Source organism: Ascidiaceihabitans donghaensis (assembly GCF_900302465.1).
Lineage (GTDB): Bacteria > Pseudomonadota > Alphaproteobacteria > Rhodobacterales > Rhodobacteraceae > Ascidiaceihabitans > Ascidiaceihabitans donghaensis.
Genome location: NZ_OMOR01000001.1, coordinates 3,697,452 through 3,716,849, shown reverse-complemented (window position 1 = coordinate 3,716,849; position 19,398 = coordinate 3,697,452). Strand labels below are relative to the sequence as shown.

The 19,398-nt window shown below is 54.2% G+C and carries 20 protein-coding genes; 8 read left to right on the top strand and 12 right to left on the bottom strand.

Features of this window, described 5'->3' with window-relative positions; genetic code table 11:
* The first annotated feature begins 11 nt into the window (after positions 1 to 11).
* Positions 12 to 1,253 carry an MFS transporter gene (locus tag ASD8599_RS18495; protein ID WP_108829913.1) on the top strand — a complete coding sequence of 414 codons (1,242 nt, stop codon included), beginning with the start codon at positions 12 to 14 and terminating at the stop codon, positions 1,251 to 1,253.
* Here ASD8599_RS18495 and ASD8599_RS18490 read toward each other — a convergent pair.
* The 7 genes from ASD8599_RS18490 to ASD8599_RS18460 form a co-directional block, all read right to left on the bottom strand.
* Positions 1,250 to 2,176, bottom strand: a complete 927-nt coding sequence (locus tag ASD8599_RS18490; protein ID WP_108829912.1) for an alpha/beta fold hydrolase — start codon at positions 2,174 to 2,176, stop codon at positions 1,250 to 1,252. The genes ASD8599_RS18495 and ASD8599_RS18490 overlap by 4 nt on opposite strands.
* On the bottom strand, positions 2,173 to 3,090 hold the full coding sequence (locus ASD8599_RS18485; RefSeq protein WP_108829911.1) for an ornithine cyclodeaminase family protein: 918 nt from the start codon (positions 3,088 to 3,090) through the stop codon (positions 2,173 to 2,175). The genes ASD8599_RS18490 and ASD8599_RS18485 overlap by 4 nt, the downstream gene beginning before the upstream one ends.
* A complete protein-coding gene (locus ASD8599_RS18480; protein WP_108829910.1) occupies positions 3,087 to 3,707 on the bottom strand; it encodes an HAD family hydrolase in 621 nt (206 codons plus the stop codon). Before ASD8599_RS18480 ends, ASD8599_RS18485 begins: the two co-directional genes overlap by 4 nt.
* 38 nt (positions 3,708 to 3,745) lie before the next feature.
* Complete coding sequence (locus ASD8599_RS18475) at positions 3,746 to 4,195, bottom strand: YaiI/YqxD family protein (RefSeq protein WP_108829909.1); 450 nt, start codon at positions 4,193 to 4,195, stop codon at positions 3,746 to 3,748.
* Entirely contained in the window at positions 4,192 to 5,622 is a 1,431-nt protein-coding gene (gene sthA / locus ASD8599_RS18470) for a Si-specific NAD(P)(+) transhydrogenase (RefSeq protein WP_108829908.1), read from the bottom strand. The genes ASD8599_RS18475 and sthA overlap by 4 nt, the downstream gene beginning before the upstream one ends.
* Before the next feature lie 3 nt (positions 5,623 to 5,625).
* Positions 5,626 to 6,459: an S-formylglutathione hydrolase gene (fghA, locus tag ASD8599_RS18465; RefSeq protein WP_108829907.1), complete on the bottom strand. Its 834-nt coding sequence runs from the start codon at positions 6,457 to 6,459 to the stop codon at positions 5,626 to 5,628.
* A 94-nt stretch (positions 6,460 to 6,553) separates the two neighbouring features.
* A complete protein-coding gene (locus tag ASD8599_RS18460; protein WP_108829906.1) occupies positions 6,554 to 7,483 on the bottom strand; it encodes an AEC family transporter in 930 nt (309 codons plus the stop codon).
* A 164-nt stretch (positions 7,484 to 7,647) separates the two neighbouring features.
* Here ASD8599_RS18460 and ASD8599_RS18455 point away from each other — a divergent pair, with 164 nt between their 5' ends.
* Together ASD8599_RS18455 and ASD8599_RS18450 are read left to right on the top strand one after the other, a co-directional pair.
* On the top strand, positions 7,648 to 8,268 hold the full coding sequence (locus ASD8599_RS18455) for a TetR/AcrR family transcriptional regulator (protein ID WP_108829905.1): 621 nt from the start codon (positions 7,648 to 7,650) through the stop codon (positions 8,266 to 8,268).
* Between the two features lie 82 nt (positions 8,269 to 8,350).
* Positions 8,351 to 10,012 carry a Y-family DNA polymerase gene (locus ASD8599_RS18450; protein ID WP_108829904.1) on the top strand — a complete coding sequence of 554 codons (1,662 nt, stop codon included), beginning with the start codon at positions 8,351 to 8,353 and terminating at the stop codon, positions 10,010 to 10,012.
* Between the two features lie 54 nt (positions 10,013 to 10,066).
* On the opposite strand, the gene ASD8599_RS18445 is transcribed toward ASD8599_RS18450, so the two are convergent.
* A complete protein-coding gene (locus tag ASD8599_RS18445) occupies positions 10,067 to 12,088 on the bottom strand; it encodes a putative bifunctional diguanylate cyclase/phosphodiesterase (RefSeq protein ID WP_181364536.1) in 2,022 nt (673 codons plus the stop codon).
* Between the two features lie 308 nt (positions 12,089 to 12,396).
* On the opposite strand from ASD8599_RS18445, the gene ASD8599_RS18440 reads away from it, so the two are divergent.
* On the top strand, positions 12,397 to 12,744 hold the full coding sequence (locus ASD8599_RS18440) for a DUF2794 domain-containing protein (protein ID WP_108829902.1): 348 nt from the start codon (positions 12,397 to 12,399) through the stop codon (positions 12,742 to 12,744).
* A gap of 31 nt (positions 12,745 to 12,775) precedes the next feature.
* On the opposite strand, the gene ASD8599_RS18435 is transcribed toward ASD8599_RS18440, so the two are convergent.
* The 3 genes from ASD8599_RS18435 to ASD8599_RS18425 form a co-directional block, all read right to left on the bottom strand.
* Positions 12,776 to 13,558, bottom strand: coding sequence for a C40 family peptidase (locus ASD8599_RS18435; protein ID WP_108829901.1), 783 nt, complete (start codon positions 13,556 to 13,558; stop codon positions 12,776 to 12,778).
* Positions 13,555 to 14,937, bottom strand: a complete 1,383-nt coding sequence (locus ASD8599_RS18430) for a leucyl aminopeptidase family protein (RefSeq protein ID WP_108829900.1) — start codon at positions 14,935 to 14,937, stop codon at positions 13,555 to 13,557. The genes ASD8599_RS18435 and ASD8599_RS18430 overlap by 4 nt, the downstream gene beginning before the upstream one ends.
* Positions 14,938 to 15,007: 70 nt before the next feature.
* On the bottom strand, positions 15,008 to 15,388 hold the full coding sequence (locus ASD8599_RS18425; protein WP_181364535.1) for a hypothetical protein: 381 nt from the start codon (positions 15,386 to 15,388) through the stop codon (positions 15,008 to 15,010).
* 154 nt (positions 15,389 to 15,542) lie between these two features.
* Between ASD8599_RS18425 and ASD8599_RS18420 the strand changes: the two genes are divergently transcribed.
* Entirely contained in the window at positions 15,543 to 16,193 is a 651-nt protein-coding gene (locus ASD8599_RS18420) for a carbonic anhydrase (protein WP_108829898.1), read from the top strand.
* Between the two features lie 125 nt (positions 16,194 to 16,318).
* Positions 16,319 to 16,876: a hypothetical protein gene (locus ASD8599_RS18415; protein ID WP_108829897.1), complete on the top strand. Its 558-nt coding sequence runs from the start codon at positions 16,319 to 16,321 to the stop codon at positions 16,874 to 16,876.
* Here ASD8599_RS18415 and ASD8599_RS18410 read toward each other — a convergent pair.
* Complete coding sequence (locus ASD8599_RS18410; RefSeq protein WP_108829896.1) at positions 16,853 to 17,728, bottom strand: LysR family transcriptional regulator; 876 nt, start codon at positions 17,726 to 17,728, stop codon at positions 16,853 to 16,855. The two genes, ASD8599_RS18415 and ASD8599_RS18410, sit on opposite strands and share 24 nt — an antisense overlap.
* 96 nt (positions 17,729 to 17,824) lie before the next feature.
* Here ASD8599_RS18410 and ASD8599_RS18405 point away from each other — a divergent pair, with 96 nt between their 5' ends.
* Together ASD8599_RS18405 and ASD8599_RS18400 are read left to right on the top strand one after the other, a co-directional pair.
* Complete coding sequence (locus ASD8599_RS18405; RefSeq protein ID WP_108829895.1) at positions 17,825 to 18,799, top strand: sodium-dependent bicarbonate transport family permease; 975 nt, start codon at positions 17,825 to 17,827, stop codon at positions 18,797 to 18,799.
* Between the two features lie 3 nt (positions 18,800 to 18,802).
* Positions 18,803 to 19,114, top strand: a complete 312-nt coding sequence (locus ASD8599_RS18400; protein WP_108829894.1) for a P-II family nitrogen regulator — start codon at positions 18,803 to 18,805, stop codon at positions 19,112 to 19,114.
* Positions 19,115 to 19,398 lie beyond the last annotated feature (284 nt).

Sequence of the window (19,398 nt, the reverse complement as noted above, 5' to 3'; positions counted from 1 at the left end):
GGAAGGCGATCATGGGCCAGCGCAGCACGATATTCACTCCGGTTTTGATCGTGGGGTGCGCAATCATCATGGTCAGCTTCGCGATACGAGCGTCCTTTGGTGTTTTTCAGATCCCGATTGCTGAGGAATTTGGATGGTTGCGTGCAGAGTTTTCTCTGGCCATAGCCATTCAAAATCTGGCGTGGGGTGTGGGGCAACCGATTTTTGGTGCGGTTGCGGAAAAAGTTGGCGACCGCAAAGCCATCGTGATCGGCGCTGCGACCTATGCGTTGGGTATGGTATTATCTGCCAATGGAACGTCCCCGATTGAACATCAGACCTATGCCTGGCTGGTGGGCTTTGGAATTGCAGGCACCGGCTTTGGCGTCATTCTGGCTGTTGTCGGACGTGCGTCCAGCGACGAGAACAGGTCGATGTCGTTGGCTATTGCAACGGCTGCGGGCAGTGCAGGACAGGTATTTGGGGCACCTTTGGCAGAATGGTTGTTGACCATGATGACATGGCAATCCGTCTTTTTGGTGTTTGCCGGTGCGGTATTGGCGATGATCTTTACGTTGCCGTTCATGCGCGTGCCACACATGGCCAGTAAAGCGGAACTTGAGGAAAGCATGGGCCAAATTCTGGTCAAGGCGTTCAAAGATCCATCATACACGCTGATCTTCTTGGGCTTCTTTTCTTGCGGCTATCAATTGGCGTTTATCACGGCCCACTTTCCCGCCTTCGTCACCGAAGTCTGCGGCCCGATCCTGCCCGGAGGTGCGCTGCATAGCATCGGAATCACCACAACATCAGCTTTGGGTGCCGTTGCCATTTCGCTTATCGGGCTTGCCAATATAGCAGGCACTTTGATCGCGGGATGGGCCGGCAAACACTATTCCAAAAAGTACCTGCTGGCGGGTATTTACGTCGCTCGTACTGTTGTGGCTGCCTTGTTTATTATGTTCCCCATGACGCCTGCGACGGTTTTGCTTTTCTCTGTTGCCATGGGGTCGCTTTGGTTGGCCACTGTGCCGCTGACCTCGGGCCTTGTCGCGCATATTTACGGGCTGCGGTATATGGGAACGCTGTATGGCATCGTATTTTTCAGCCACCAACTGGGCAGTTTTCTGGGTGTGTGGCTTGGCGGGCGGATGTACGATTTGTATGGCAGCTATGAAACGGTTTGGTGGATTGGTGTCGGTGTCGGCGCCTTCAGCGCGATCGTGCATTTGCCGATCCGTGAAAAACCGTTGAGGCAGGCGCAGGCGGCTTAACGGGCCCCGGGCAGGTTGTCATGGATCAGACGCAACACGGCATCTGTGTGTGTATAGGTCAATCCGTGCCCCGCACCGTCCACAATTTCCTGGGTCGCATTGCGGGACCATTCTGCCAAAGTTCCTACAGCGGCGATCGGGATCACGGTATCTTCGCGGCCCCAGATGGCCAGCACGGGAATGCCGGCGCGGTGAATGATCTGATGTTCTTCTTTCAAAGCCCGCCACAACACACCGCGTAAACTTGCCAGAACGGCGGGCAGATAGCCCCGAAACTTCAGTTCGTTTTCTTGCAAATCCGCCATGCCTTCGATGCTTTTGGGCAAATCCGCTTCTGCTTTGATGCCTTTGCGCAATTGTCCGGGGTAAAATGCCAGCATCAGCCAGTCGCCAATAACAGGCGTTTTGACGATGAAGTTCCCAAGTCGCCCGGCCACGATGCCCATACCTGCAGGCGCCAACAAAATTAATTGCCGCACACGCGAAGGGTTTTGGGCCGCAAACAAAGTCGAGATCGCACCACCCATCGAGTATCCGACAATGGTGATATCATCCGAAACACCTTGGTCGGAAAGAAGTTCGTTCAGTTGGGTCAGGAAGAAGTCTGCATCCTGCTTGCCTTTTGGTTTGTCTGAATAGCCGCGCCCGTACAAATCATATGTCAGACACCGAAAGCCCATAACAGCCAAACCCCGAACCATGCTGCGCCAAACAAAAGAGGGCGTCGTCAAGCCATGCACACACACGACCACGGGGCCGCGCGCGGGGCCATACCAATTGTAATGCGTCACGCCCTTCGACAACTGCGCAAATTCACCGGGCGCCGTATTGCGTGTGTCTTGCGCCATAACGCTACGCGATTTTTCTATAACCAAGGGGATGGCAATCAACGCGATCAGAATGAGAACGGCAAAAACAGTCATCGGGTGCGCCAGCGTTCAAGAATGTAACGGCTGGTCATCAGATCAAGATGGGCGCCACCGCCATTTTTGAACAAGGTGATTTCGTCGTCAGAGCCGCGTTTGAACGTTTCAATATCGTAGTAGTCGGCGACGATATCACTTTGGGCAAACTGACCCTGTTCGATGGGAATTTTGATTTCGCCGATGTGGCCCACAGTTGTGTCGTAGCTGTCGACAAACACGCGCGCACGGTGCAGTGCGTCATCGTCCACTTCGCGCATGTCCGGGCGGTATGCACCGATAAGGTCGACGTGCTGTCCGGGCCGCAGCCACGCGCCTTTGATCAAGGGGCTGGTGGACATGGTGGCCGAGGTGATGATGTCTGCGGCGCCAACTGCGGTTTCCAGATCGTCAGCGATGCGCAGGCCCGGCAAAGCATCTGCCATGGCTTGCGCGTTGGCAGGGGTACGGTTCCATACAGTGAAGTGCGCGTCTGGAAATGCAGCGGAATAGGCGCTGTGCAGATTGCGCCCCACGGTGCCAGCGCCCACAATCAGGATGTTGCGACTGTCCGGGCGGGCCAGGCGTCGCGCGGCTGTCAGGCTGTCCCCTGCCGTTTTCCATTTTGTCACCAGATGGAAATCGACGATGGCTTCCAGCGTGCCATCAGCATCCGAATACAGATTAACGCCACCGTTTATCATTGGCGCATCTTTGGCGGGGTTGCCGGGGAATACGGTTGCGGTCTTCACAGCCATTCCAAGGCCATCAATCCACGCTGCACGGCTTAGCAATGTATCGGGGTCGCGGTACAAAAACGTGTCGCCAATTTCGGCTTTGGGCAGGGCGTGACCCGCCGCCAATGCGTCTGTCAGGCCGATCCAGTCCAGCAGGGCTTCGCCTTCGGCAAATGGAATGAAGGGGATCTGTGTCATGTGGCCTCTTGTGCCGTCAGCAGGCCTTCCGCCACAAGCCTGTCCGCCCAGCCCTTGGGGTGCTCAAATACATGGGTTCGCCAGCCGCGGGCCTTTGCCGCGTCGATGTTGTCCTGACGATCGTCTGCAAAGATCAAAGCATCCCCTGACAACCCGCTGCCGTCTTCCAGCATCTGGTAAATGGTAGGGTCTGGCTTGATTACACCCATGTGGCCCGAGATGAAATCGCGATCAAATTTGCGCATAAAGGGATAGACTTCGGCAGCGATGTCGTAGGTCTGGATGCCAAAGTTTGTCAGGGAAAACACCGGAATGCCTTTGGCTTGCAATGCATACATAAGGCGTTCTGAATGGTCGATCAGAGGGGCAGCCAAATCAATCCAACGATCATGCCAGATGTTAATCTCTGTGGCCCAATCGGGATTGTCCTGCGCGGTTTGACGCAAGACATCGTGAAAGTTTTCGCCTGCATCAATGCCATCGTTCATGCCATGCAGATCCACGGCCGCAAAGAACGCGCGTCTGCGATCTGCCCCAATCACGCTGTCGAAAAACTGTTCTGGCTGCCAGCCGATGAGGACGTTGCCTATGTCGAAAACAACAGCTTTGATAGTCATTCGATGTTCCTTGTCATTCTGCTTTTCGCGCCTTTAAGTCACTGCCGCGCTGCGGCCCGCATTTCACGTTCTAACGCTTCCAGAAAACGCGACCTGTCGGCTTTGGTAAACCCTTTTCCTCCGCCTTGGCGAAAAGGGTCAGCTGCCCGCAAGTCTGTCATCAGGTCGCGCGTGGCCAAGACGTTGCCGATGTTTGCTGCTGTAAGCGCTTCGCCATTGTGTTTCAGGACGCGTGCACCCGCCTCGACGCATTTCGCGGCCAGTGGGATGTCACCAGTCACCACCACATCGCCGCGGCCACAACGATCCGCGATCCACATGTCAGCCACGTCTGGCCCTGCATCAACGATGATGTTTTCCACCAGCGGGTTTTGCGAAGGCCGCAAACCGCCGTTGGACACCACAAACATCTGGCATTTGTGCCGGGTTGCGACGCGTTCCGCTTCCTCTTTGACAGGGCAGGCGTCGGCGTCGATATAAAGGCTCACTTCTTTTTCTTCATTTTGTCCGGCGCTTTGAATTCTTCGGGGATCGGCATGCGGTTGAACGCATCCAACCCTGCGATTTTATAGGCCTCGGCCAACGTGGGGTAATTGAAGGTGTTCTGCACGAAATAATCCACCGTGCCTTTGAGGTTCAGCACGGCTTGCGCGATGTGGATCAGTTCTGTCGCCCCTTCACCGACGATTTGCACACCCAGCACGCGGCGGGTTTTCAAAGACACCAGCATTTTGAGCATGCCGTGTTCCAGCCCCATGATGTGCCCGCGTGACGTTTCGCGAAAGCGTGCCTCGCCCACTTCATATGGGATTTCGCGTTCCTGCATTTCCTCTTCGGACATGCCGCATGTCGAAATTTCGGGGACGGAATAGATGCCGTATGGGAACCACGCGCTTTCGCCCAGTGTTGGCGTATCCAGCGCATGGCAGGCCGCGACGCGACCCTGTTGGGTTGAGGTCGAGGCCAGCGACGGGTGCCCGATTACGTCGCCTGTGGCATAGATGTGTTTGACGGAGGTTTGGTAAGATTTGCGGTCCACGTCCAGCCGACCACGATGATCCGTTTCAAGACCCGCTGCTTTGGGATTTAGCTTGTCAGTGGCCCCCATGCGCCCTGCCGCGAACAATAGCATTTCGGCGCGTACATGGCGGCCATTGTCCAACGCGACTTCAACGTGTTCGCCTGCGTCTTCGACTTTTTCGATGGACGATCCCAACCGCAGATCAACACCGTTTTCTTTGATCTGATGGGTGAAGTCGCTGATGATGCCTTTGTCGATGAAATCAAGGAAGCTGTCGCGTGGTTCGATCAGGGTCACGTTGATGTCAAGGGCGGCAAACATCGACGCATATTCAACCCCGATGACGCCTGCGCCGACAACGATCAGGCTGCGCGGTAGGTGATCCATTTCGAGGAATTCGTCGCTGTCCACAATCGTTGTGCCATTGAACGGCATATAGTCGGGGCGGTAGGTTTTGGTGCCTGTGGCGATCAGGAATTTGTCTGCCGTAATCGTGGTCGTTTCACCCGCTTCAGTTTCGACTTCAACGGTTTGCGCGTCAATGAAATGGGCGGTGCCGTTCAGGGTTTCCACATGGTTGCGGTTGAATTGGTGTTCCAGCACGTCGACCTCATGATCGAGGGTTTGGTGCAAACGACCTTTCAGGTCATCGGCGCTGATTTCCTGTTTCACGCGGTAGCTGCGGCCATAAAAAGACCGTTCGCGCCAGCCGGACAGGTTCAGCACGGTTTCGCGCAGGGTTTTGGAGGGAATTGTGCCGGTGTGCACCGAGACGCCGCCAAGGCGGTCCTTGCGGTCGATGACCAGAACCTTGCGTTTCAGCTTGCCAGCCTGGATCGCGGCGCTGCGGCCAGAGGGGCCGGAGCCAATGATGATCAGATCGTAATGGGCCATGGATTACTCCGCATAAAGGGCGTCGGCGTGGAAGGCGACGTGGTCTTCCATGAAGGTGGATACAAAGAAATAGCTGTGGTCGTAGCCCGGTTGCAGGCGCACGGTGGCTTGTTGGCGTTTGGTGGCGATGGCGGCTGCCAGTGCTTCGGGTTTCAGCAGGTCGATGAATTGGTCATTGGTGCCTGTATCGATCAGGATGGGGCCGTCGAACCCTTTTTCTGCCATCATAAGTGTCGCGTCGTGGGCGGCCCATTTGGTTTCATCATCGCCAAGGTAGGCGGCCAGCTGTTTGCGGCCCCAGTCGGCGGCGGTGGGATTGCTGATAGGTGCAAAGGCGGAAACCGATTTGAAACGACCGGGCAGGCCCATGGCCATGGTCAACGCGCCGTGCCCGCCCATTGAGTGGCCTGTGATGCCTTGGCGGTCCATATCTATGGCGAAGTTTTCACCGATCAGGGCGGGGAGCTCGTCGGTGATATAGGTCCACATCTGGAAGTTGGGGGCCCAAGGATCTTGGGTCGCGTCCACATAAAAGCCTGCCCCTTTGCCAAGGTCGTACGCCTCATCATCTGCCACATCATCGCCACGTGGGGAGGTGTCGGGGAAGATCAGCGCAATTCCGTGCTCTGCCGCCCATGCCTGTGCACCGGCTTTTGTCATGGCGTTTTCGTGGGTGCATGTGAGGCCCGAAAGATACCACAGCACCGGCACCGGGCCGTCTTTTGCTTCTTCCGGCAAGAAAACCGCAAATGTCATGTCGCAGGCGCATGAGGTCGACGCATGACTGTAGACGCCTTGTGTGCCGCCAAAGCAGGCATTTTCGGATAGGGTTTTCATCGCGGATCTCCTTTGTTGTTTCATCGCTAGCGCCCGTCGGGGCATGCGTAAAGGGGGGGAGCCTCTGGCGGGGATTTTTTTAGGAAAAAGACACCTAACCGGGGCTGACCCATGCGATTACAAAACTGACTGTCAAAATGCTTATGGCCGTTGAAACAAGGATGGCCGCTGATACCCTTTGTGGTGCGGCGCCATAGTGTTGCGCCAGCATGTAAACATTTCCTGCCACAGGTAAGGCCGCGGCGGCGATCATCACGCTTGCGGCGTAGGGTTCGACTGAAAAAAGATACAGTGCCCCAAAGGCCACAAATGCCGGGTGCAGCACAAGTTTGCAGAAGGTGAGCCAGCCTGCCACTTCGAGACGTTCAGCGGATTTTGATGCCAATGATGCGCCGATCGCAAACAGTGCCCCTGGCGTTGCGGCCCCGCCCAGGATTGCAAGAAATTCGTTGGCTGGCGTGGGCACCGGAATACTAAAGCCAGACACCAAAAGCCCCAATGTCATCGCCACAATCATCGGATTTTTGAGCAACCCGATCCCGACGGTTTTGAGCATCTCTATGGATACACGGCCATCCCGTGATGCCGTTATCAAGATGACAATCAGGGATGAGAATACAATCAGATCCACCGCAAGCATCATCATGATTGGTCCAACGGCGGCCTCGCCCATCAGCAGTGTCAGCATTGGAATACCTAGAAAGCCGATATTTCCGATGACAGCACATTGTGCTTCGATGGCGGCGGTGGGCACGTCAAGCTTGCGAAAGAATGCCACCAGTGTCGCTATGCCATATACGAATGTGGTTCCCCAGAGGTAGGCCGCAATCAATCGCGTGTCCCAGACTTCGCTTAGGGACAGGTTGGCTGCAAATCGGAAGATCATTGCGGAAAGTGCAAAATAGAAGACGAACTTTGTGAGATAAGCTGTGGCTTCTTCGGAAAAAAACTTGGTGCGTCCCGCCATGTACCCAAGCGCAATGATCGCAAAGAAGGGCAGTGTTTTGAGGAAGATAGCCAGCATGCTTTCTCGATAGCCCTGTAAAGGACGCCAATCAAGCCGCCCGAGGGCACAAAAGGCGCCCCGATGCGGTGTTACGCCATACGACAAGTTTTGGGTTTGGGTTATTTTTGCTGTGGAAAGTGAACCAATCGGTTTATGTTACTCATCTGAAGGTTGGAGACCATATGACTGAAACTGTTCAAATCGTGCGCAAAGGCCGCAAATTTACCCAAGTGCTAGAGGGTGCGCGCGATGTCTTTATGGCGGACGGCTTTGAGGGCGCAAGTGTTGACGATATTGCTAAGGCGGCAGGTGTCAGCAAAGCTACGTTGTACAGCTATTTCCCAGATAAACGGTTTTTGTTCGTGGAGGTAGCAACGACTGAATGCTTGCGTCAGGCGGATGATGCCATTCACAACATCGATAGATCTGCACCACCGCGTCAGGTGCTGTTTCAGGTGGGAATGCATTTTTTGCGGTTTATCACATCCACTTTGGGGCAACAGATTTTCCGGATTTGCGTTGCTGAATCGGACCGGTTTCCAGATATTGGCCAAGCCTTCTATGCGTCTGGCCCTGCTGTGATGCGGCGCGAGATGGCGGAGTATTTCGAGCAGGCCGTGGGGCGCGGCGAATTGCAGATAGATGATTTGACTTTGGCCGCCGACCAATTTGGCGAATTGTGTAAAGCCGATGTCTGGCCGCGTCTGATGTTTGGGGTGAGTAAAACTGTGACAGATGCAGAAGTCACCCGCGTCGTTGAAAGTGCGGTGGACATGTTCATGGCACGGTATGGCGCACAATAGGGTCTCGACTCGGGCGTCCGACTCACGCTAATTGAATAAGAACAAATAAAGAACATTTAGAAGGTGGGGAAGTGGTCCGGCGATGGCAGATCGACGTATCCTATCGTTGTGGTTTCCAAGACTTGGGGCGGAACGGATGATCCGTTTGGAGCCAGAGCTTGGGGATCAGGCTTTGGTCATTGTGGCTGAAGAAGGAAATACACAAACCGTTTGTTCTGTGAATGTTGAAGCACAAGGTCGTGGGGTACATGTGGGACAGCCGATACGGGACGCACATGCCATGTGCGACGGCTTGGTTGCGAAATCTCGTAACGTTTTGGCAGAAAAGAGATTCTTATCTATTTTACGACGCTGGGCAGGTAAGTTCAGCCCTTGGGTGTCTGAAGAAGGCCGGGACGCTTTGGTGGTGGATCTGACTGGATGCGCCCACCTTTTTGGCGGCGAAGACGCGCTGGTTGCGGTGGTGCAGGATGACTGCACGGATCTTGGATTAAGCGTGCATTTGGGATTGGCAGACACACGCGGGGCGGCTTGGGCTTTGGCACGGTATGCAGGGCAAGCAGCGCAATCAAACCGGTCCGGAGACGCCATCGATCAAGAGGCGCGTGCGACCAGATCGCGCGCTGGCAAGCGACGACATTGGACCAAAGGCGGTGCTGCGCCTGTGGCCGACATGTCGCGAGAGACGCGGCAGAATAGGATCGCAGGAGCAGGGCAGACGTATTCTGCTTTAAGCCCTTTGCCGGTTGCCGCGTTGCGTCTAGATGCCGAAACCACGGCACAATTGGGGCGTTTGGGGTTGCGTTGTGTGGGGGATGTTCTGGGGCAACCGCGCGCAGCTTTGGCCCGTCGGTTTGGGCGCGGTTTGGTGCTGCGTCTGGATCAGGCGATGGGCAGTGCGCCTGAGCCGATTTCTCCTGCTCGTCCTGCACATCACTTTGCAGTCCGCATGAGCTTGCCTGAACCAATTGGGTTGGCAGATGATGTAATGGCGGGTGTGGACCGGCTTTTGCCGAATTTATGTCAGTCACTTAAGGACAAAGGACGCGGTATGCGTTGTCTTCAGGTGCAGGCATTTCGCACTGACCATGCGGCGGAAATGATTGAAGTTGGTTTGGCCCGCCCCACCCATGATCCTGTACGAATACGCCCGCTTATTGCCTTGAAGGTCGGTGATATTGATGCGGGGTTTGGAATTGATATGTTGCGTTTGGAAGCGGTGCAGCACGAACCCTTGCATGAAAGAACTGCGGTCGGGCATTTGGGAGCCGGCGCACAGGCGCGTGCACGACATACCAAAGCGCAAGATATAGAAGATCTTATTGGGCGTTTGGGCGCACGTGTGGGGTTGGACAGCATCACGCGTTTGCACCCCGCGTCTAGCCATATTCCTGAAAAATCAGCCCAGATTATGTCGGCGGCTTGGTCGGGGACTTACGATGGCCCTTGGCCCAAAGCACAAGGGCCGCGTCCTGTGTTGATGTGGAAACCCGAACCTCTTGGCGCACAAGACAGTCCTCAACTACCACATGTCTTCCGGTGGCGAGGTCGTGAGCATCGCCGTATCCGTGCATTCGGCCCCGAACGTGTGGCTCCCGAATGGTGGTTGGACGATCCGAATTGGCGCAGTGGACAACGCGATTATTGGGTAACAGAAACCGACCGGGGAGACAGGCTTTGGTTGTTCTTCGGCCATGGGGCCACGATGTCAGCGGGGTGGTTCTGCCAAGGGCATTTTTTGTAACTTACCCTGCATCCATGCATCGAAATGTCTGTTTCCAACACATTTAGAACTGCTTTAACCCGCCTTGTCGCCAAGGGTGTACATTGCATTTTGGCGTAAAACCAATGCAGGCACCTGTGCTGCAGATACAGGTTTGCTGAAATAATATCCTTGGGCCAACACGAAGCCCATATCTTTCAGGAAATTCACTTGATCGACGGTTTCCATGCCTTCCAAAACAAGCTTGAAATTCATGGAATGACTCATGCCAAGCAATGCGCGGATGATTGATTTATCATCTTCGTTGTCTAGAATATTTTCCACAAACGACTTGTCGATCTTTACCGAGGATACCGGCAATTCTTTCAGTTGTGTAATTGACGAATACCCAGTTCCAAAATCATCCAGGGCAATAGAACAACCCGCTTCGCGCAGGGTTTCAAGATGAACAAGAAACGCAGCCTTGTCGCGGCCGAACAAGCAGTTTTCGGTGACTTCAATAACCAAATTTGAAGGAGACAATCCGCGCTGGGCCAGACCGGTTAGCAAAGAATGTGCAAATTCTTCCTGTTTGAGATCGCCGTTTACGACGTTCAGGCCGACCTTGTGAAAAGGGATGCCATTGGCCTTCCAGATTTCCATGTCATCAGCAATTTTGTTAAACATTTGCTGCCCCAGCAACGCACTTAATTCGCCGTCTTCAAATATATCTTCAAAGACCAACGGGGTCAGAATACCTTTTTTTGGATGATCCCACCGCGCAAGAGCTTCAAAAGCCACAACTTGTCCGGTCCGCATGTTTACGATCGGTTGATAGAAGGGAACCAATTCGGAGCGGTCCAAAGCCATTCGAAATTCATCGCGTAATGTCAGGCGACTTAGAAAATTTTCTTTCATTTCGGATTGGTAGATCTGAACTTCGCCGGCGCGGTTGGGCTTTGCAGCGTAAAGCGCGAGATCCGCCATCTGCATCAGATCGGATGTGCGTTGGGCGTCTTTTGGAAACTGTACAACCCCCCCTGAAATTGTTGCACTTACATATTGCTGCCCTCTGTTGATGTGCAGCCCAACGGAGTTTGGTAGACGCAGATGTGCTAAAGGATCGGTGATGGTCAAAGGTAGACCTGAAAGGACCACCACAAATTCGTCACCGCCCAAACGGGCAACATATCCGCCGTCTGGCACATGCTTTTTCAACATTTCCGCAAAGGCGCATAGCAGGCTGTCACCGACGTGGTGGCCATAGTAATCATTCACTTCTTTGAAGCCGTTCAAATCAAAAAGGAAAACCAAAGCGCCAGTTTTCTCTTCCTGACATTTCCAAAGAATGTCTGACACGGATTCCTGAAAGTCGTTTCTATTGTGCAAATTGGTCAGCACGTCATGAGACGCAAGAAATTTTGCACGCCTATCTGCGGATTGTTGTCGCTTTAAGCTGCGCAGATATTGGCGTGCAGGATACCCTATCGCAAACAGCAAAACCAAAGCGCTGAACATGAAAGCGATAGCAATTGTGCTTTTGTATTGCGCCGCCTCTTCTTCCAGATCGACCATTGCACGCAGAACATAAACCACTTCGCCGTCCATAGTTACAGGATGGAAGACTTCACCAAAAGTTTTGGGGAATCCCGGCGTGTTTGTTGTTCGGATGTAGACGTCATCCGATACATTTTTCGCAGCGGACGTCACCAGTGCACGATCTATCGGATACTTGTAGATTTTCGCAGTCGCCGAAAGACCCGGAGCATGTGGCTTGCTGCTTTTGAGGACGTGGTTCAACACACGTGGCTTCAATTTCTCCGTGTTATGATCGCTTCCTTCGTGATCTGCGTGATCGTGATCATCAGAGCCTTGTCCGACAAGCATACGGGGTGCGCTTAAACTGATGTCACACAGGCACAAAAGGTTAACATAGTCGATTTGATAGACGTGCCCAACTTCGAATACATTCGTTAGAATTTCACGAAACCTTTGAACATCAGGCAACTGCTTCGGATCAAAACTGCCGTCAGGTTTATGAAGACCGGGTAGCTTGAACAACTGGTTTTCAATGTAATGCGTCCAGTCCGTCCCTTGCGTGTAGGCTTCACGTTGCATTACCCGCTCAAGAAAGTGCTGCGCCATAAACGAGCTAACGGATATTGCGCAGAATGCCAAAACAGCGGCAGTAACCCAAAATTTTCGCAAACTTGGCACGAGAGGATCCCCAAAAAATACTATGGGTTCTTCCCTAAAGAAGAAGTCTTAAAGTCAGAGGATCGATTTGTGTCTTTTCGAAGAATTGCCGCTAAAATTTTGCACATTTTGAGCTGACACCCGGCAGCATTGGCATCGGGCCCCGCCTGCAAAGGCTTTGACTGACTGGCCACTTGATTTGCGTGACGAACAGCGCAACTGTAAGGCCTATGACCTTGCACACGCCTCCACCGTCAAACATACGCGAAATGCCCCCGCTTCAGGTTGCATTCCACCGCACGGAACTGTCCGTGATCCTGTCGCTATACGGCCGTTTCGTAGCAGCCGGAGAATGGCGCGACTACGGTATTTCGTGCTTGCGTGAAGTCGCTGTGTTTTCTGTGTTCCGGCGCACGGCTGAAAATCCGATGTACCGTATTGAAAAACGGCCAAAACTGCGTGGCAAACAAGGAATGTATGCGGTGATTGGCATGGATGGTCAGGTGCTGCGCCGCGGGTCTGAATTGCGTACGGTGCTACGCGTTTTGGAACGCAAGTTGATCCGTAGTGTGGAGTAGCACCACCAAAACCAGCCCGCACAACAAGCCCCTATAGGCGAATGTGAGACGTCACAGGGCCATCGCCATTTTCGGCGATGCGTCGCTTCGCTGCTTCGATGTTTTCAAAAGCCACGGCCATATGATGTGCATTGGCGTGCAGGATGTCTTGATCGTTTGCCACCCAAGCAACGTGACCTTTCCAGAACAGCAAATCCCCGCGCCTTGGCGTTTCCCCAAACGATAGCTTGCGGCCCAATGTGCCTTCTTGTTGATCGCTGTCGCCCGGGCAGTCTTGGCCACATGCCAGAAGCGCTGCTTGAACCAACCCGGAACAATCTATGCCCAAGCGGCTGTTGCCCCCCCAAAGATAAGGCGTTCCAAGATAAAGAGTTGCGACCGCAACAGGGTCCGTCATTTTGACGTCGCTTGGGCTGAGGTGTTGCTGTGGGATAAACCCGAATTCTGTTTCCAAAAACCCGGTTCCGGTCTCAGTGCCGGACACTGCACTGTTGTGGCTGAGCGACATTAAATCGGGGGATTTCATATCGGCTTTTGTGTAGCAGTGTGTGGCTAAAGCACTGACGCGATGTGTGCAGGCTTTGGGTGATTTCAAAGCGCTTGATGCAATGAAACCGATGTAGCCGTCTTTGCGCAACCTGATGTAGCTATGTGCGCCTTGAACGCCAAGAACAGTAGCGTGATCGCCCATAAGTGCTTGTCGATCGCGTGGTCCGTCAGGCCGCCGCAATACATCTGTTATTGGCACGCATACTTGGGTGGGACGGTCTTCCACTACCCATTCCGGGTTGGGAACGCTACGGTCGTCAGTCATGTGCCGATCATGGCATGTAGGGCTTTGACCAAAGCGCGTGTGCCTTGCCCTACGCCGCCTTTCGGGCGTGCAGGCGCAGCGGTGGGCTGCCACCCGTAAATGTCGAAATGCATGTAGCGCGGGCATTGTGTCACAAAGCGGCGCAAGAAAAGTGCTGCGGTGATTGATCCAGCGAACCCGCCCTTCGGGGCGTTGTCGAGATCCGAAATACCAGGTTCGATTGTGGCTTCGTATGGGGCGTGAAACGGCATCCGCCAGACGGGATCAGCAACGGATTTTGCGGCGTCTTCCAATGCGGCGGCCGCTGTTTCATCATCCGTGTAATACGGCGCGAGATCCGGTCCCACGGCCACGCGGGCAGCACCTGTCAAAGTCGCCATGGAAATGATCATGTCAGGGTTACCTTCATCCGCCAAGGCAAGTGCGTCCGCCAATACCAAACGGCCTTCAGCGTCGGTGTTGTTGATTTCCACGGTCAGCCCCTTGCGTGAGGTCAGGATATCTTGTGGTCGGAACGCGTTTGAAGAAACTGAATTCTCGACTGCAGGGATCAAAACGCGCAGTTGGATTTGCTGACCTGTGGCCATTATCATCCGGGCCAAGCCAAGAACAGCTGCCGCACCGCCCATGTCCTTTTTCATCAAGCCCATAGAGCCGCCGGGTTTCAGGTTCAGTCCACCTGTATCGAAACATACACCTTTGCCGACAAGGGTGATTTTTGGGCCATCGGTACCCCAAGCCATGTCGATCAGACGGGGTGCGCGGTCGGCCGCGCGGCCCACAGTATGGATCATAGGAAAATTCTGTTCCAAAAGATCACCACCAGCAACAACAGAAATACGGGCACCAAATTCATCGGCCAGTGCGCGGGCTGCGTTCTCCAAATCAGGGGGGCCCATGTCCGAGGCCGGGGTGTTGATGAGATCGCGGGTCAAGGCCTCTGCGTTGGCGATGGCTTCGACTTCGGATGCGTTGACATCCTCGGGGCACACAAGTTGCGCTTTCATGTGCGACCCTTCGCGGTAGGCGTGGAAACGGTAGGCCGCAAGCAGCCAACCCAGGCTTTCCGATGCCAGCTGATCTGTCGGTATGCCAGATGCGATACGGTAGTGACCTTCGGGCAGATTAACTGCGCCAGCCGCAAGATGGAAACGACCCCGGCGACGGGTCGCGTCAGAACCATATCCGATCAATGCCATTCCCGGTGCGCCTGCCCCGTCGGGAAGAGCGATGGTTTGGCCAAGCGCCCCTTTGAACCCATGGGCGGCACACCAGGTCCGCACGGCGTCCCCTTGCCCTGACAGCCAGGTTTCGCAATTGTCTTCAGAAATGACGTGAAGGGGAATTGCCGCGTCGGCGTTCGAAAAATGCAAGGACATGGCAAAACCTTTTGTAGGGTGAGAGTGCCATGTCACAGTAGCGTTTGAATGTTGGACCGCAAGCCGAAGATCAGATGGTGATATCCTGACTGTCCCAGATTGCTGTTAACGACCCTTCGCCGGTGCGCATCAGCCGTTGCAAGGTCGCGGCCAGTGCCACGTCGTCTTCAGTGTCGATACATTCCGTCACATGCCCTGCAACGCGCGAAACGTCTGACATGCCGATCTGATCTGCGATCGCAATCAGGGACCTGGCACTTTTGCGCAGCTCTACCCAATCAGACTTACGGAACAAGCGGTCGCAGTGCGACAAGCGCAACGCCAGCTCCTCCATGGCGCGGCAAACCACGTCTTCTGCACTTGCTTCCCCCAATTGCGTATACAATGCGCCCAATCGTTCATGATCGACGCGCACCGCCTCAAGCGGTTTTATCTGTGTTATTTGTCTCATTGCACTCACCCTTTGCAATTTGCCCCCACGGCTTAGGCATCAGGTATCGCACCGGTTTCCTTCCCAAATGGTTATGATAGCTGTGCATTTTCCCTCGAATTCGACGCAAATTCAGGGTAATGGCGAAGGTAATACACGTCCAAGGAATGACATCATGCACAACGTAAAGCCGTTGCCCGCCTATTTGCTTCAACGCTATCACGGCTGGAAAGCCACAGGATACAAAGAGAACCAGCAATGGTATCGCCGCCTTGCCACCGAGGGGCAACGTCCACGTGCTATGGTGATTTCATGCTGCGACAGCCGGGTACATGTGACCTCGATCTTTGGGGCAGACCAAGGCGAGTTCTTTATTCACCGAAACATTGCCAACCTTGTGCCGGAATACCTGCCGGACGGCGATCACCATGGCACAAGCGCTGCCATCGAATACGCCGTCACGGTGCTAAATGTCGCGCATTTGATTGTTTTAGGGCATTCCAGTTGCGGTGGCGTGCAAGGATGTATCGACATGTGTCAGGGGCACGCGCCTGAATTGGAAGCAAAGGAAAGCTTTGTGGGGCGTTGGATGGATATTTTGCGTCCAAAGTACGACCTTGTGGCCGATGAACCGGACCCCGCGCAGCAAAGCCGCTTGTTGGAAAAACACGCCGTTGTTGCGTCTTTGGAAAACCTGCTGACCTTTCCGTTCATCCGGTCACGCGTTGATAAGGGTGATCTAAGTATTCATGGTCTTTGGACAGACATTGGTGAAGGTGGTCTGGAGCATTACGATCACGAAACCCAGTCATTTTACGCAGTGTAAGGTTTCTATTTAAGCAGTTTTGCACAGGCGTCTGTGATCTCACGTTCCCGCGAGACTCGCGCGGAACGCTGGTGTAAAATCGGTCCTCAGAGTAGCGTTGTCTTCACATTGTGAAGGCAAACGAAATGAAAACGATACTGGGCATTATCATGTGTTTTGGCATCTTTGATGCAGCGCATGCCACTGTTTTGGATGGTGAAATTTTACGCCAAAATGGACAAGGACAGTTCGTTAAGCTGGACACCGACACATCCTTTGCTGTTGGCGCAGATACGTTTGACGACGACAATTTGTATGCTTTTGATGAAGATCAGAACATCGAACTGCAAACATCTATAGGCGTCGATATCGGCGGCGTAAACGGCGCTATCACAGCGGGCACGGTTGTGGCCAGTCACTATGTTTTCTTTGACAGCTTGTCGGGTATTCACATCGGAACCGTACTGTTTGATGCGCCCATTTTGGGAATTGCAGCGTTTCAGGACACGATGGGGGCTACCGATTTTCTTGCGAACACATCTGTCAAATACATCTCGACCGAACTGCGAGGGCTTGAGCAAGGCGACATGGTTTGGGTGGACGATGAAGATCCGAACCGGTTGTGGGTCTATTGGGCGGGGTCATCACCCGGCGATTACATTCGTGTGTTTACGGAAAAGTCACCCGGTGCCTTCATGATGTAGCAATTGCGTCAATGCAGGATGTGGAAAGCTACGCGGCAGAGTTACGGCGTAAAAAGGCTCCGAAATGTTCAAGTCGAACGGGGCCGTTGCCAGCAATCCGTTCGCAATTTCATCAGCAAAAACAACGGCCGGGGCGATGGCGACACCAAGACCTTCGCGCGTCAGCAAGCGCACCATTGCCATGTCGTCAACGTCCGCCGCGATGTTGGGCGTGATACCCATCTGGACGATCAGATTTTCAAATGCAGCGCGAATGGCGCTGTCTGTTGGCAAGATCAAAGGTTCATGGTTCAGAAGCGACTTAAGATCGGGATACTTAAGCCTTTCGGCTGGGCCATGGACGCCTACGATCTGTTCATCAATACGTTGCGCAGCGAAGTGGGTTGTGGTCGTGCCTGATGGTAAGGCGGTTGTTAAGACGACATCCAACGCAAGGGCTTGCAAATCATTCAGCAACAGATCGATATTGCCTGATTTCAATGTAATAGGCGTATCATTCGACGCCAGAATGGGGCTCAAAAATTGCAGCTGAAAGTTGCGCGACAAGGTTGATAGCGCCCCGACCCGCAAAGGTGGACGGGCGGTGCTGCTTTGACGCAAAGCGGCCAACAATTCGCTGCCCGCCCCAAAGATGCGTTCAGAGTGGTCCAATGCGATGCGTCCGGCTTCGGTTAGAACCAGTTTACGGCCCACACGGTCGAACAGGTCATGCCCCAGACGGTCTTCCAGTTGACGGATCTGGATCGAAAGGGCGGATTGGGACACGTTAAGCCGTGCAGCGGCGTGGCCAAGATGTCCTTCGTTGGCGACCTCACGGAAATACCGCAGATGGTGATAATTCAAAGTATCCATATTCTGTTTCATAGAACAATTTGGTCGCAAATATATATTTATTATTATCTTCATAGTCCTTTAGGGAAGCAGCACCATCAGCAAAGGATCCGCGCAATGGATATTTTCACGCTCGCTGCCAACAATCTGTTGTCCCCTATCATTTTGTCCTTTGCCTTGGGGGTCGCAGCGTCTTTGGCCCGTTCAGACCTGACAATTCCCGAAGCGGTGGCCAAGGGCATGTCGATCTACCTGTTGTTTGCCATCGGCTTCAAAGGCGGGGTCAGCGTGGCAGATCATGGAATAGACCTGACACTGGGCCTGTCCTTGTTGGCTGGCATCGTTTTGTCGTTTGCCTTGCCCTTGATCGCTTTTGCGCTTTTGCAGGTGATGTCGGGCCTGTCCCGTCTGGATGCTGCCGCAGTCGCCGCGCACTACGGGTCGATTTCGATTGTGACCTTTGTGGCCGGCACCAGCGTGCTTGAAAGCGCGGGTTTAACCTACGAAGGGTATATGGTCGCGGTGGCGGCCGCGATGGAAGCACCTGCTATCTTGTCTGCCCTTTGGCTGGTGTCGCGCGGTGCAGGTGGGCGTAAAATGGAAAGCGATTTGTGGCGGGAGATTCTGTTAAACGGGTCCATCGTTTTACTGGTGGGATCGTTCTTTATCGGCATGGCGACCGGCAAAGAGGGATTGGCCGAAATTGAAAGCTTCATCGTAGCGCCCTTCAAAGGTGTGTTGTGTCTGTTCTTGCTTGATATGGGCCTGGTTGCTGGACGCGGGTTGCGGCAGGGGGGGCGCGTGATGCGCCCGGGCTTGCTGGCTTTTGGTGTGGTGATGCCATTGATCGGCAGTGTCGCGGGCTTGGGATTTGGTGTTTTGTTGGGCCTGTCCACGGGTGGCGTTTTGCTGATGATGGTCCTAAGCGCATCGGCCAGTTACATCGCGGTGCCCGCGGCCATGCGTGTCGCCTTGCCAGAGGCGGAACCGTCTATTTATCTTACTCTTTCTCTTGGGGTTACTTTCCCCTTTAATCTGACCTTGGGCATTCCGCTGTATCTGGCGGTAGCCCAAATGGTGACCGGAGGCTGACCCATGCAAATGCACAACGCAAAACGGATCGAGATTACCATCGAAGCGATCATGCAAAAACGGCTGACGCAGGCATTGGAAAATGCGGGGGTGACGGGATACACAATTTTGCCGGTGCTGGGTGGCTCAGGCCGATCTGGCGCGTGGTCGCGTGAAGGCCAGGTCAGTCGGGCGAGCGGGATGGTGCAAGTCGTATGCATCCGCAGGCCTAACGAGGTCGATGCACTGCTGCAAGCGGCCTTCGCAGTGGTCGAAACCCACATCGGTGTGGTCAGTGTGACCAACTGTCAGGTCCTGCGTGCAGAGCGGTTTTGACCTATTGGATGCGGTTCCTGAGAACGTGGGCCACCATCACACGCGCCTTGAATTTGGACCATGATCCAACAGGGGGCGGCGTATTCTGTCGTTCGCCCCGCTGCAATTCTTGTGAAAAAATGCGAAGCATTTCCTGTTTGGTTACTTTTTCGGGCAACCCGTCCTGTTTGCCTCTGCCATAGTTATGCGTCGGCTCAAATAGCGTAAACATTCACCTATCTCCACTCACCCTTACGAACCGGCCCCACACCGGATTACAGGCAAGTTCGCACAGATTGATTGCA